The organism is Paraburkholderia flagellata (assembly GCF_021390645.1).
Taxonomy (GTDB): Bacteria; Pseudomonadota; Gammaproteobacteria; order Burkholderiales; family Burkholderiaceae; genus Paraburkholderia; species Paraburkholderia flagellata.
This window is the reverse complement of record NZ_JAJEJT010000003.1, coordinates 440239-453818: the sequence shown is the minus strand read 5'-3', so window position 1 is coordinate 453818 and position 13580 is coordinate 440239. Positions and strand designations below refer to the sequence as shown.

Here is a 13580-nt window from a genome sequence, read left to right as displayed (position 1 = left end):
TGTCTATTCAGGGTCGAAAGCATGTAGTTTGTAGCGCAGAATGTCAGAAAAGCGACATGAAGCTGCCTCACGAACTGCGACACCTAAACGTACGCTGAAGCCGACGACCCGACGGACTCGAGCGTCCAGCGGTCTGCTGCGTTAGCCGCTTGGCAATAACCTTCACGGAACTTTCGAACAGTGCACGACTTTGGTTGCCCGATGGCAGATACCTGACGAGGCAGGTGTGTATGTGGCGATTTGGCCGGATAGGACGCCAGCGCGGCGTCGGCGATCAAGGACCTTGAGCGTGGCTCTGCCGCTCGACGAGATTCGGGACAATACAAAAGTAATAAGGGATACAAAATAAGATGTGGCGATGAATTGAGCCTCGGTAGATCCGCAGCAATTCTGGAGCGTTTTTGGCGCAGGGTAGCGGTATTGTCACACGGAGCACGGCTTTATTCACGATTCGTGTTCAATGTATCCACGCGTGCGAGGCTATTTTTCGCGGTGATTTAAGGCATCCTTGTACTCATTGGGCGCGGGGTCAATCAGGGCGCGCGCCGTGCAAATGGAGAACAAGGCAATGAGCAAGACATTCAGAATCGCAGCGATTCCCGGCGACGGTATCGGCCAGGAAGTGATGCCCGAGGGCGTGCGCGTCGTCGAGGCGGCGGCCGCGAAGTTCGGCCTGAAGCTCGAATTCACGCATTTCGACTGGGCAAGCTGCGACTACTACCTCGAGCACGGCAAGATGATGCCCGACGACTGGTTCGCCACGCTCAAGGGGTTCGATGCGATCTATTTCGGCGCGGTGGGCTGGCCCGACAAGGTGCCCGATCACATTTCGCTGTGGGGCTCGCTGCTGAAGTTCCGCCGCGAATTCGACCAGTATGTGAATCTGCGCCCGGTGCGTCTGTTGCCCGGCGTGCCATGCCCGCTCGCTAACCGCAAGCCCGGCGACATCGACTTTTACGTGGTGCGCGAGAACACCGAGGGCGAGTACAGCTCGGTGGGCGGCAAGATGTTCGAAGGCACCGAGCGCGAGTTCGTGTTGCAGGAGTCGGTGTTCACGCGCCAGGGCGTGGACCGCATTCTCAAGTACGCGTTCGAACTGGCGAACAATCGTGGCCGCAAAAAGCTCACGGCTGCCACGAAGTCCAACGGCATTTCGATCAGCATGCCGTACTGGGACGAGCGCGTGGCGGCCATGGCGCAGACGTACCCGGAAGTGAAGTGGGACAAGCAGCACATCGATATTCTGTGCGCGCGTTTCGTGCTGCAGCCCGATCGCTTCGACGTGGTCGTCGCATCGAATCTCTTCGGCGACATTCTTTCGGACCTCGGCCCCGCATGCACGGGCACGATTGGTCTCGCGGCTTCCGCCAACCTGAACCCGGAGCGCACGTTTCCGTCGCTGTTCGAGCCGGTGCACGGCTCCGCACCCGACATCTTCGGCAAGAAGATCGCCAACCCCATCGCGATGATCTGGTCGGGCGCCATGATGCTCGACTTCCTCGGCAACGGCGACGCGCAATACAAGGCCGCGCACGACGCGATCATGCAGGCCATCGAGAAGGTGTTGGTGGAAGGCCCGCGCACGCCCGACATGGGCGGCACGGCAAAGACTTCCACAGTGGGTGAAGCGGTGGCCGCTGCGCTTTAATGTTCAAACAGCGGTTCAAACAGCGGCGCAGCGCGCAATCAACGTTGCGCCGCGGCCGCGCCGTCTTCGGCGGCGGGCTGCGTGCTCGCTGCCATGTCGGCGGGCTGCGCAGCGCGGCACAGCGCCGTGATCCACACGTCGTCACCATGCGGCGAGACGCGCGCCTGCCCCAGTTCCACCACCAGCCGCCAGGTATCGTCGGGCAGCGTAGCGCGATAGAGCACGCGATAGTCCGAGCGATGGGCGAGTGCGTCGTTGATGGCGGTTTCCCGCGCGGCGCGGTCTTCCGGATGAATATGCCCGGAGAGTTCCACGAAGTGCCGAGGCACGGCGGCGGGATCGACGCCAAAGAGCCGGCACCATTCGTCCGAAACGATCAGCGCGTCCTGATTGCGCTCCCAGCGCCACACGCCGAAACCCGCGATGCGCGCCGCGTCGTTGACCAGTTGCAGGTGCTGCTCCAGCGCCGACTCGGCTTCCTTGCGCGCGCTAATGTCGATGGTCGTGCCCATCACGCGCACCGGGCGACCCGCGTCGTCGAGCAGCGTGGCCACGCGTGATTCGATCCAGCGAATGCGCCCGTCGGGCAAGATGATGCGAAAGTCCCACACGCGCGGCGCCTTGCTCGCCACGAGCTCTTTCATGGCTTCAGCGTTCAGCCAGATCGAGTCTTCCGGGTGCAGGATTTCCCAGAACTCGTCGTTGCTGTGAATTTCGCGGCCATAGAGCTTCTCGCAGTTGCTCGAATAGATCAGCTCGTCGGCCACGAGATTCCATTCCCACGTCACGATGCCAGCCAGTTCCTGCGCCTGCTTCATGCGCGCCTCGTTCGACATGATCTCGGCGGTGTAGCGGCGGCGCAGATCGGTCATGGGCAGCTCGGTATTGCCCATGATGCCGAGGTCTTTCACGGCTTCGTCGCCGTAGCGCAGCCAGACCCAGTTCACGTCGAGGAAGGCCGCCAGGCGGCGCAGATTCGAATAGTCGATCTCGCCGCCGCGCGTCCATTTGTGCACGGCGGGTCGTGAAATGCCGACGGCGTCGGCCACTTGCTGCAGGCTCAGCTTCTTGTGCTCGAGCAGCACTTTCAGACGGAACGCGAACGTATCCTCGGACATCCAATTCCCTCTATGACGTATCGCGCGGTCAAGCGGATCGAGCGGATCAATCAGATCAATCAGATCAAGCAGATCAAGCAGATCAAGCAGATCAAGCAGATCAAGCAGATCAAGCAGATCAAGCAGATCAAGCAGATCAAGCAGATCAAGCAGATCAAGCAGATCTGGCCAGGCCAAGCGAAAAAGGGCGGCATACGCCCCAAGGCCGCCGATCGGGCCGGGCACATGCCGCCGCTGATGGGTGAGGCGCGAGGCCCGCACGATTCGTCTGCCCGCGTATCTCCTGCTAGTTTAACGGATCGGCTAAAACTGGTTACAGATCGATCACGAGGCGCGGCGTGAGCGAGCGCGACACACACAGCAGAATGGTCTTCTGCGCGGCCTTCTCATCGTCGTCGAGATACTGGTCGCGATGGTCGGCCTCGCCTTCGAGAATCGGCACTTCGCAGGTGCCGCACACACCTTCGCGGCACAGCGACTCCACTGTCACGCCCGCGCGCTCGATGGCCTTGAGAATGGTTTCATCCTCGCCGACTTCGAGTTCGATGCCCGACTTCGCGAGCACCACCGTGAAGCCGTTGCCCGCAATGTCCGTGGCGGCGAACTGCTCCGAGTGCAGTTGCGCCTTCGGCCAGCCGAGCAGCGCGGCGTTCGCGTAAACGGCATCGTTCAGGCCCTGGGGGCCGCACACATACACATGCGCGTCGGCGGGCAGGTTTTTGAAGAGCTTGAGCAGGTCGAGCCGCTGGCCTTCGCTGTCCACGTAGCACTGCGTGCGCTGCGCGTGCGGTCCGGCCTTCAGTTCGTCGACGAATGCGCCGTGCTCTAGGCTGCGGTACGCGTAGTGCAGTTCGAGTTCGACATCTTCGGGCTGATGCTCGGCAAGTTGCGCGAGAAACGGCGTGATACCGATGCCGCCCGCGATAAACACGTGCCGCTTCGCGTCGCGCGCCAGCTCGAACAGATTGGCGGGCGTGCCGATGGCGAGGCGCGTGCCCACCGCCACCTTGTCGTGCATGAACGCCGAGCCGCCGCGCGAGGCTTCTTCACGGCGTACGGCAATCTGATACTGGCGCGTGTCGTGCGGCGAGCTCAGGAGCGAGTACGCGTTGTGGTGCCATTGCTCGCCGTCCTGCATCGAAACGAGTACGTGGGCGCCGCCGCTGAACGACGGCAGCGGCGCGCCATCGGGCAGGGCGAGCGTGAAGCGCTTGATGAGCGGAGTGAGTTGCTCGACGGCGACGACGTCGACAGTGATCGATTCGCGGGCGTTCATGTTGCCTTCCTTTACCGCAAGCCGCGTGGTGTGCAGCGCGGGGTTGCCTCGGGGTTGCCTGGTTTTTGCCCGGGGTTTGGCTCACGGGCAATGGATTCTTGATTCGGGAAAAAGCGCGGATGCGGCGCGAGCCGCATCCGCGCGACGGTCAGCGCGCGGGCTGACTATTCACGCCGGCCATGCAGAGGTACTTGATCGACAGATAGTCTTCGATGCCGTACTTCGAGCCCTCGCGGCCGATGCCCGACTGCTTCACGCCGCCGAACGGCGCGACTTCGTTGGAGATGAGCCCTGTGTTGATGCCGACGATGCCGTACTCGAGTTGCTCGGCCACGCGCCAGATGCGGCCGATGTCGCGGCTGTAGAAGTACGCAGCGAGCCCATAGATGGAATCGTTCGCGAGCTGCACGACTTCAGCGTCGCTCGAAAAGCGCACAATCGGCGCGACCGGTCCGAAGATCTCTTCGGAGAGCACGGCCATGCCGGGCTTTGCGTCGGCGAGCACGGTGGGGGCGTAGAAGTTGCCGCCGCGCGCGTGCGGCGCACCGCCCGTGATCACGCGCGCGCCTTGCGCCACGGCATCGCGCACGAGGCCATCGACCTTGTCGCGTGCCGCTGCGGTGATGAGCGGGCCGATATGCACGCCCTCGGCAAAGCCGTCGTCCACCTTGAAGGCAGCGACGCGTGCCGCGAAGCGCCGGCAGAATTCGTCGTACACGGAATCGTGCACATAGAAGCGATTCGCGCAAACGCAGGTCTGGCCCGCGTTGCGGTACTTCGAGAGCAGGGCGCCTTCGATGGCGGCGTCGAGATCCGCGTCCTCGAACACGATGAACGGCGCATTGCCGCCCAACTCCAGCGAGACCTTCTTGACGGTGTCCGAGCACTGGCGCATCAGCAGGCGGCCGACTTCCGTCGAGCCCGTGAACGTGAGCTTCCTGACGAGCGGGCTCGACGTCATCTCGAGGCCGATCTCGCGCGACTTGCCGGTGACGATGTTGATCACGCCCGCCGGGATGCCGGCCTGCTCAGCGAGCGCGGCGAGCGCGAATGCGGAGAGCGGCGTCTCGTTGGCGGGCTTGATGACGATGGTGCAGCCGGCGGCCAGCGCGGGCGCGGCCTTGCGGGTGATCATCGCCGCGGGGAAATTCCACGGCGTGATGGCGGCGCACACGCCCACCGGCTCTTTCGTCACGACGAGGCGCTGGTCCGGGTTCGGACTCGGAATCACGTCGCCGTCGATGCGCTTGGCCTGCTCGCCGAACCATTCGATGAACGATGCCGCGTAGCCGATTTCGCCGCGCGCTTCCGCGAGCGGCTTGCCTTGCTCGCGCGTCATGATTTCAGCGAGCGCGTCCTGGTTCGCCATGATGAGCTCGAACCAGTTGCGCAGCAGGCGCGCGCGCTCCTTCGCGGTCGTGGCGCGCCATGCCGGGAAGGCGCGGTGCGCCGCCTCGATGGCCGCGCGCGCTTCGCCCGCACCCATGTTCGGCACGCTCGCGAGCCGTTCGCCCGTGGCGGGGTTGCACACGTCGAGCGTGGCGCCGTCGTCGGCGTTGCGCCACTGGCCGTCGATATAAGCCTGCTCACGGAACAGGCTGGGGTTATGCAATGCGTTCAAGGTAGCCTCTCGTCAGTCCTGGTACTGCTGCGCGAGCAGATTATGGAAGTGCGCAATGCCGTGTTCGCTGATGCCACTGCGTTGCTTGTCGACCATGATTCGGCCCTGGCCGCGATAGCCGCGCGACTTCAGGCCCTTCTGCACGCTTTCCACGAGACGCAGGTCTTCCGGACGGAACACCGTGCGATACCACTCGATCAGCTTTTGCTGCTCTTCGGTCGGCTCGTCGTTCAGGAAGTAGATGTCGTAGTGCTGGAGCGTGACTTCGGCGCTCACCGGGAATTCGTAGATCACCGTCATGAAGTCGCTGCCCGGCGGCACGTTGAACATCGTGCACGGCCAGGCCCAGTAGCCGCTGAAGCTCGGGTCTTTCACCGAAGGGTCGAGCTTGAACGAGCGCTCCGACGACTGCGCGTGACCGAACTGCACCGTCCAGTTGCCGTGCAGCGTGTGCGTGTACTGGTCGATCTTCACGGAGTCCGAGAAGCCGGGGTGTGCCGGGCCGCAGTGGTAGCACTCCAGGTAGTTATCGACGATCGACTTCCAGTTGGCGGGCGTCTCGCTCACGAAGCGTGCGGCCAGCTTGAGGTCGTCGATCACGGGGCAAGCACGGCGCAGGCTCGCTTCGAGGCCGGGCAGTTGCGCCTCGACCGAGTCGGCGTCCGGGTTCAGATTGATGAACACGAAACCCGCGTATTCCTCCACGCGCACCGGCACGAGCGTCGAATTTTCCTTGTCGAACGACTCGACGTGATCGCAGTTGTTGGCATGCGCGAGCGCGCCGTCGAGCTTGAACGCCCAGGCGTGATACGGGCAGGTGATAACGTTCTTTGCCTTGCCGCTGCCTTCGAGGAGCTGGTGGCCACGGTGCGGGCACACGTTGTAGAACGCGCGCAGCACCTTGTCCTTGCCGCGCACGAGCAGAATGCTTTCCCCGATCACCTCGCGGGTCACGTAGGCGTTCGCCTCGGCCAGCTCGCTACGGTGCGCGACGCAGATCCACGCGTCTTCGAAGATTTTCTTCTCTTCTGCCTTGTAAACAGCCTCGGACGTGTAGAAGCTCGCCGGGATGGTCCAGGCGAGATCCGGGTTGGCGCAGAAGTCGGCCGGGAGCTTGGGAGATTCAGCTTTCTTGTGGAATTCGATCGGGAGGTAGGTCATGGGGTCCGCCGCACAGGAAAAAGTTAACTAGCAGTTACAACAAAACTATCGGTTAACGAAATATAGGAGAAAACGGCGCGGCAGTGGATCAGGGTTATCCCTCGATGTGGTGCATAAAAGTGAGCCATGGCCATGCGTTACGCGTATTCTTCATGTCCAAACCCTGTATGAGTTGATCGGCGGCAAGTCAGCCGGACTTTTTGTTAGGCGTCAATAGGAGGATGCGATAGTGCGACGAAACCCTCCATGCTGCGTACTATTGTTAACTGATAGTTTGATGTTAACCGTAGGATAACTCGCCGTGTCCGGAAACTGGAACTCCTGGTATCGGGGCCGGCGAGCAAAGCGCAACCGCGTCGTGCGGGGCCGCTTTCGCCACCCCACAACTGGAGGAGACATGTCCCAAGAGGCAATCGCCGAAGCGTTGGCCAATGAGCCATCGCGCGCCAAATCGCGGATCGAGTCACGCTCGATCGACTACGTGCCGCTCGCTGAACGCAAGGGTAAGGCGTGGCACCTGTGGCCCGTGTGGTTCACGGGCGATGCCAATCTCGCGACCATCGCCGCTGGCGCGATCGGCATCAGCATGGGCGGCAACCTGCTGTGGAGCGCGATCGCCATCGTGCTCGGCAACGTGTTGGGCACGTTCTTCATGGCGTTCCATTCGAGCCAGGGGCCGCAGCTCGGCCTGCCGCAGATGATCCAGTCGCGCCCGCAGTTCGGCTACATGGGCGCGCTGCTCGTATGGGTGGTCGCGCTCGTCACCTATATCGGCTACAACTCGTTCAACCAGCTCATGGCGGGGCAGACCGCGCATCATCTGCTCGGCACCGAGCCGCATATGAGCTACATCGTGTTCACGGTGATTTCGGTCGCGCTCGCCGTGTTCGGCTATGACCTGATTCACAAGGCGCAACGCTGGCTCGCGCTCGCGCTGCTCATCGCGCTGACGGTGTTCAGCATCGGCATGTGCGTGAAGGTGCAGTTTCCCGCTGGCCAACTCAGCCTCGCGGGCTTCAAGACCACGCCGTTCCTCGTGCAGCTCTTCTCGGCGGCGGCGTATCAGCTTTCGTGGTCCATCTACGTTTCGGATTACTCACGGTATTTGCCGCCCAATACTGGCGTGCGCGCCACCTTCTGGTGGACCTTCCTTGGCGCGTTCATTGGCGGCGTGTGGATGATGCTGGTGGGCACGGCGGCCGCGGCGCTCAACGCGCAGATCGAGATCTCGGACGCGGTTCAGCGCGCCGGCGACATGATTTTTCCGGGCTTCGGCACGGTCACACTGCTGCTCTCGCTGCTGGGCTTGCTCGCCATCACAGGGCTGAACTTCTATGGCGCCTCGCTCACGCTGCTCAGCATCACGGACTCGTTCAAGCCGCTCAAATCGAACGCCACGAAGCGCGTCGTGAGCCTCGTCGTAGTGGCGCTGATCGCCACGTCGCTTGCGTTCTCGGCGTCGGACAACTTCATGGGCAAGTTCGGCGACTTCCTCGGCATTCTCGGCTATCTGTTCACGCCGTGGACTGCGATCAACCTCGTGGACTTCTTCATCGTGCGCCACTCGCACTACTCGGTGCGTGAGATCTTCAACCCGCGCGGTATCTACGGTCGCTGGAACTGGCGCGGCCTCACCGCGTACGCGGCGGGCTTCGTCGCCATGATTCCGTTCTTCAAGACGGACATCTACACCGGTCCGGTCGCCAGGGCGTTGGGAGGCACCGATATCGCCATGCTGGTGGGTCTGCCGGTTGCCGCGCTGGTCTACCTGTGGGCGTGCCGCTCGCTCGACATCGAAAAGGAACGCCGGTTCGTGCGCGAAGCCGACCGTGGCCTGAACTGATCCCGCCTCCTGAACAAACAGCAACATGAACTCGATGAATCAAACGCGGCTTGCCGCGATGTATGCGGCTGTGCTCACGCTCGCCGCACTCCCCATGGCCGCGCGTGCGCAAAGCAGCGTGACGCTCTACGGCGTGCTCGATGCGGGCATCACCTATGTTTCCAATACGGGCGGCTCGCACGTGGTGAAATTCGACGACGGCGTGACGTACGCCAACCGATGGGGCCTGATGGGTACCGAAGACCTCGGCGGCGGGATGAAGGCCGTCTTCAAGCTGGAAAGCGGCTTTCACCTGGCTAATGGGCAGATCTCGAACGGTGGCTCGCTTTTTGGTCGCACCGCTTACGTAGGTCTCCAAAGCGATTGGGGCACACTCACGTTCGGCAACCAGTTCGACATGACGCGGGAGATGGTCTACCTGTACAACGTGTCCGCATGGGCAAGCGGTTACGCGATCAACCAGGGCGACTTCGACCGCATGAACGGCGATCATTTGCCGAACGCGGTGAAGTTCATGTCGAACACGTACGGTGGCTTCCAGTTCGGCGGCATGTACTCGTTCAGCAATACGCCGGGCGATTTCCATACGGGCAGCGCGTGGAGCGTGGGCGCGCAGTACCAGCATGGCCCTTTCTCGATCGGTACGGCCTATACCCAGCTTAATAATCCTTCGGGTATTTACGGCTTCGACCCGTACAACATGATTGGCGTGCGTTCGTTCTTCGGCAGGCCGACCGTGAGCGTCGATCCCGCCACCGGTGCGGTCACTTCGCTCTATGCGAATACGCCGTTCCCGGTGGACAAGCAAGGCGCCTTCGGCGTGGGCGCGAGCTACGCGATCGGCAACGTCACGCTGATGGGCGCCTTCACGTATACGCAAATCAAGGCGTTCGGCGAGAGCGAGCACATGCAGGTCGCCGAAGGCGGCGCGAACTGGCAGGTCACGCCCGCGATGAGTCTCATCGGTGGCTACCAGTACACGCACTTCGACGGCCATCACTGGAACCAGCTTTCGGCGGGCATGCATTACCTGCTGTCGAAGCGCACGGACGTCTATATTTCGGGCGACTGGCTCTCGGCGTCGCAAGGGGTGGATGCGGTGATCGGCTACAGCTTCACGCCGTCTTCGACCACGACGCAGGCGGATGTTCGCATCGGCATGCGCCATAGCTTCTAATGACGCATCGCTCGCGCGCCACGCCATGAATCTGCCTGTTTCCCCGGAACTCGACGACTTGCGCGTTTTCTGCACGGTCGCTCGCAAGGCGAGCTTCAGCGCGGCAGCCGAAGCGCTTTGCGCTTCGGCTGCCTACGTGAGCAAGCGCGTGGGCGTGCTCGAAGCGAGCCTCGGTACCCGGCTGCTGCACCGCTCGACGCGCCGCGTTGCCATCACGGCGGCGGGCGAGCGCGTGCTCGCATGGGCCGAAAAAATCCTCGACGACGTGGATCACCTCGTCGAAGACGTCTCCAGTACGCGCAGCATTCCGCGCGGCACGCTGCGTGTTTCCAGCAGCTTCGGCTTCGGCCGCCAGTTCGTTGCACCGGCGCTCGCAGAATTGTCCGACCGCTATCCACGGCTCAACGTACGGCTCGACCTGTTCGACCGCGTGGTGGATGTCGCGGCCGAAGGCTTCGATCTCGACGTGCGGATCGGCGACGACATTGCGGGGCATCTGATTGCCAGACAGCTCGCAGCGAATCATCGCGTGCTGTGCGCCGCGTCCGCTTATCTCGCGCGCCACGGCATGCCCAAAAGCATTGCCGATCTCGAGGCGCACGCTTGCCTCGCGATCAAGGAGCGCGACCATCCGTTCGGCGTCTGGCGGCTCGACGCTGGGGGCGAGACCGTGACCGTGAAGGTCACCGGTCCACTCTCGACCAATCACGGCGAGGCGGCGGTGCAATGGGCGCTCGCGGGGCGGGGCATCGTGTTGCGTTCGGTCTGGGACGTGCAGCCTTTGCTCGATGCCGGACGCCTGCAACGTGTACTGCCCGAAGTCACGCAGCCGGCCAACGTGTGGGCCGTATTTCCGGAGCGACTCGCGCAATCGGCGAGAGTGAAAGTGTGCGTGGAGTTTCTTGTCGAGGCGCTTGCGCAGATGCGCATTGGCGAGGGCGCGGAAATGGCCGAATACACTGAATGAAAGGAGGAGTTCGATGACAGGAGTGGCACGCGTTCGCGAACTACTGGAGCGGCGTCGTCAAGGCTATAGCCTCGAAGGCGCGTTCTATACGGACCCGGCGTTGCATGAGCTCGACGTCGAAGCCGTGTTCTCGAACGAATGGCTCTTTGCCTGCAACGTCGCGGAGATTCCGCAGCCGGGCGACTACATCACGCTCTCGATCGGCAAGACGTCTGTCGTGGTATTGCGCGGCGAAGATGGTGGAGTCGCCGCATTCTTCAATACCTGCCGTCATCGCGGCTCGCTTGTCTGCACCGAGGCCGCGGGGCATGCAAAACGGCTCGTGTGCCCGTACCATCAGTGGGTCTACGCACTGGACGGCTCGTTGCTGAGCGCGCGCCAGATGCCTGCGGATTTTGATCGCAGCGAGCACAGTTTACAGGCGGTTCACGTCGAAACGATCTGCGGCATGGTCTATATCTGCATCGCCAGCGAGCCGCCCGATATCGCCCGCTTCAAGGCTACGGTCACGCCTTATATCGCGCCCCATCATCCGGAGCGCACAAAGGTCGCCTGCTCGATGACGATCGTCGAGGACGCGAACTGGAAGCTCGTGATCGAAAATAACCGCGAGTGCTATCACTGCGTGGGCAACCATCCCGAATTGCTCGCGACACTGATCGAATTTGCACTGCCCGACGATCCGCGTGCGAATCGCGATTTCCAGGCGTTGATGCGCGAGAAAACGGCGCTATGGGACAGCCTGAATCTGCCGCATCAGCCTGCGGATGGCGGCACGGAATTCCGCTGCATTCGCTTGCCGTTCCATCGTGGTGCGGTGTCGTTCACCTCCGATGGAAGGCCTGCGTGCAAGAAGCTGCTGGGCGATCTCGTCGAGCCGGATATCGGTTCCGTGCGAATGTTCAGGGTTCCGAACAACTGGAATCACTTTCTCTCGGACCACATCATCCACTTTCGCGTGTTGCCGCTTTCTGCCACGCAAACGGAACTCAAGACGACCTGGCTCGTGCACGAAGACGCTGTGGAAGGCGTAGACTACGACGTCCAGACGCTCACGGAGGTCTGGCGAGCGACGAATGACCAGGATGCCACGCTCGTGGCGACCAACCAGCGGGGTGTGAGTTCGATTGCGTATCGGCCGGGACCTTACGCGCCTTCCGAGTTCATGCTGAACAATTTCACCGACTGGTATGCGCAAAAGCTGGCGGCTTATGTCGATCGCGCGAGTTCACCGCTTCGCACGATTCGGCCGATAGCAGAGCCGATGATCGCCGCCGCGAGTGAGTGCGCCTGATCGACGCGCCGACGCGGGCACGCCAGCGGCGGCCCGCGACTCATCGCGTTAACGCAAGCGTACGATGGTGGACTTGAGTTCGGTGTACTTCTCCAGCGCACGCAATGAATTCTCGCGTCCGTTGCCGGACTCCTTGAAGCCGCCGAACGGGAAGTTCATGTCGTCGGTTTCCTCGTGCCCGCGCGCAACCGCCGCGCGGTTTTGCTGCGCACGCGCTGTCCGCCGGAAACAGCTATCTTCCGTCGAGTCCAACGGACAGAGTGGCCCCGGGGGCCTGCTAGTGCAAGCGCATCGAGATGCGATCCGCCGATCGGTGCGGTAACGTGATCTGGCCGTACGGTTGTGGCATCAGGAGAAACCAGCCCGACAATCGGCCCTGCGGGCGACCTACATGGCGAAACGGAAGTGACGAGACCTCTGGATGTCGAAGCACGTGCCGAGTTGCTGTGCTTCCTCGTAGCTGGCCAGCTCTTTGCATTCGCCCGGGAGGGCGTGTGGCTGCGCACCGATCATCTGATCGAATTGGCACAGATCTGGCTGGCCTCGAACGGCGCGGAATGGACCGGCTGGACCGGCTGGAGCGCGCGAGGGTCGCCGTACCCGAGTACTTGACGCGCCTCTCGCCGGGGACACGGTCGCATCCCGGACACACCCAACTACGCGGACCCTCAGAGTCCGCTTGCAACAGCGCAAACCTGGACGGGCTGCTAGAAGCTCTTCGGCGTGTTCACCCAGACCAACACGGTCGGCTCGTCTCCATCGGCCTTCCAGGCATGGGGACGCTGACTTTCAAAAGTGATACTGTCGCCGGTTTTCAGAATGTTCTCGGCGCCATCCAGCCAAATGCGGAGCCCGGTTGAAGAATCTACGGCAGGTCAACAGCAAAGCAGATAGACCTGAACCAAGAGTAGGGGGAGGCGGAAAACCATGCCCCGTCAGCAGTTTTCCAACTTCGTTCAAGTGAGTGATGGTCGCGCACAAACTCGCATCATCGCGATTTACGATGCGATGCGCTTTGCGTGGAACACGCCCGGATGGCATGACATCTGCGTAGTGTGCTGCAAGCAGCCGGCTGCTTGACTGTTCCTGCAACCCTCTTGTTCAAGGAGACACGCCATGAACACGCTGACCATCAACGACCTCCAGAAATCTGTAGAACTTGATCACCGTGAGATGAGCAACATTCAAGGTGGCCGGATGAAAATCATCGGCCAGCCCGCCGGCTCGCTCCTCACGTCCGCTGATGGAGACCCCGTCGGCGTGTATGTCGATGGCGTGCTGCAAAACTCCGTCACGGACGGCTACTACCACGGCTGACAGCAAGGAGGCGCGCGGTCCAGCGCGCCTGACACCGTAGGTATGGCTAGTTCGTACGTGACGGCGCCCTCGAAATTCGAATCGGGCCAGGCTTTGGCACTCGACAACGCCCGGTTGTGTGCCGGCGGTTGCAGTGGTGCAGTTTCAGCGGGTGGACG

13 protein-coding genes and 1 pseudogene are annotated in these 13580 nt (G+C 62.3%); 8 read left to right on the top strand and 6 right to left on the bottom strand.

The window, feature by feature from the left end; all coding sequences use genetic code 11:
- Positions 1-568: 568 nt before the first annotated feature.
- Positions 569-1648 (top strand): tartrate dehydrogenase, encoded by a 1080-nt coding sequence (locus L0U83_RS25640; protein ID WP_233886972.1) that lies wholly within the window; start codon positions 569-571, stop codon positions 1646-1648.
- Between the two features lie 38 nt (positions 1649-1686).
- On the opposite strand, the gene L0U83_RS25635 is transcribed toward L0U83_RS25640, so the two are convergent.
- Positions 1687-2766 (bottom strand): helix-turn-helix domain-containing protein, encoded by a 1080-nt coding sequence (locus L0U83_RS25635; protein ID WP_233886971.1) that lies wholly within the window; start codon positions 2764-2766, stop codon positions 1687-1689.
- A gap of 12 nt (positions 2767-2778) precedes the next feature.
- On the opposite strand from L0U83_RS25635, the gene L0U83_RS25630 reads away from it, so the two are divergent.
- Positions 2779-3108: a hypothetical protein gene (locus tag L0U83_RS25630; protein WP_233886970.1), complete on the top strand. Its 330-nt coding sequence runs from the start codon at positions 2779-2781 to the stop codon at positions 3106-3108.
- Here the strand turns inward: L0U83_RS25630 and L0U83_RS25625 are convergent.
- The 3 genes from L0U83_RS25625 to L0U83_RS25615 all read right to left on the bottom strand — a co-directional run bounded on the left by L0U83_RS25625 (position 3080) and on the right by L0U83_RS25615 (position 6824).
- Positions 3080-4042, bottom strand: a complete 963-nt coding sequence (locus L0U83_RS25625; RefSeq protein ID WP_233886969.1) for a PDR/VanB family oxidoreductase — start codon at positions 4040-4042, stop codon at positions 3080-3082. The genes L0U83_RS25630 and L0U83_RS25625 overlap by 29 nt on opposite strands.
- Positions 4043-4190: 148 nt before the next feature.
- Positions 4191-5663 (bottom strand): NAD-dependent succinate-semialdehyde dehydrogenase, encoded by a 1473-nt coding sequence (locus tag L0U83_RS25620; protein WP_308445074.1) that lies wholly within the window; start codon positions 5661-5663, stop codon positions 4191-4193.
- Positions 5664-5675: 12 nt separating this feature from the next.
- On the bottom strand, positions 5676-6824 hold the full coding sequence (locus L0U83_RS25615; RefSeq protein WP_233886968.1) for an aromatic ring-hydroxylating oxygenase subunit alpha: 1149 nt from the start codon (positions 6822-6824) through the stop codon (positions 5676-5678).
- A gap of 397 nt (positions 6825-7221) precedes the next feature.
- Here L0U83_RS25615 and L0U83_RS25610 point away from each other — a divergent pair, with 397 nt between their 5' ends.
- The 4 genes from L0U83_RS25610 to L0U83_RS25595 are packed head-to-tail and all read left to right on the top strand — an operon-like array spanning position 7222 to position 12105.
- Entirely contained in the window at positions 7222-8667 is a 1446-nt protein-coding gene (locus L0U83_RS25610) for a purine-cytosine permease family protein (protein ID WP_233886967.1), read from the top strand.
- Between the two features lie 34 nt (positions 8668-8701).
- Positions 8702-9844 (top strand): porin, encoded by a 1143-nt coding sequence (locus tag L0U83_RS25605; protein ID WP_505882966.1) that lies wholly within the window; start codon positions 8702-8704, stop codon positions 9842-9844.
- Between the two features lie 25 nt (positions 9845-9869).
- A complete protein-coding gene (locus tag L0U83_RS25600) occupies positions 9870-10811 on the top strand; it encodes a LysR substrate-binding domain-containing protein (RefSeq protein ID WP_233886965.1) in 942 nt (313 codons plus the stop codon).
- A 13-nt stretch (positions 10812-10824) separates the two neighbouring features.
- Positions 10825-12105: an aromatic ring-hydroxylating oxygenase subunit alpha gene (locus L0U83_RS25595; protein ID WP_233886964.1), complete on the top strand. Its 1281-nt coding sequence runs from the start codon at positions 10825-10827 to the stop codon at positions 12103-12105.
- A 48-nt stretch (positions 12106-12153) separates the two neighbouring features.
- Here the strand turns inward: L0U83_RS25595 and L0U83_RS25590 are convergent.
- Positions 12154-12282 (bottom strand): annotated as a pseudogene (locus L0U83_RS25590) (aldehyde dehydrogenase family protein); the annotation flags it as partial.
- 228 nt (positions 12283-12510) lie between these two features.
- On the opposite strand from L0U83_RS25590, the gene L0U83_RS25585 reads away from it, so the two are divergent.
- Positions 12511-12717, top strand: coding sequence for a hypothetical protein (locus tag L0U83_RS25585; protein ID WP_233886963.1), 207 nt, complete (start codon positions 12511-12513; stop codon positions 12715-12717).
- 95 nt (positions 12718-12812) lie between these two features.
- Here the strand turns inward: L0U83_RS25585 and L0U83_RS25580 are convergent, their stop codons facing one another.
- Positions 12813-12944 carry a cupin domain-containing protein gene (locus L0U83_RS25580; RefSeq protein WP_373321137.1) on the bottom strand — a complete coding sequence of 44 codons (132 nt, stop codon included), beginning with the start codon at positions 12942-12944 and terminating at the stop codon, positions 12813-12815.
- A 277-nt stretch (positions 12945-13221) separates the two neighbouring features.
- Between L0U83_RS25580 and L0U83_RS25575 the strand changes: the two genes are divergently transcribed.
- The gene (locus L0U83_RS25575) at positions 13222-13422 is read left to right on the top strand and encodes a hypothetical protein (protein ID WP_233886962.1); all 201 of its coding nucleotides are present in this window, start codon (positions 13222-13224) and stop codon (positions 13420-13422) included.
- The last annotated feature ends 158 nt before the right edge of the window (positions 13423-13580 follow it).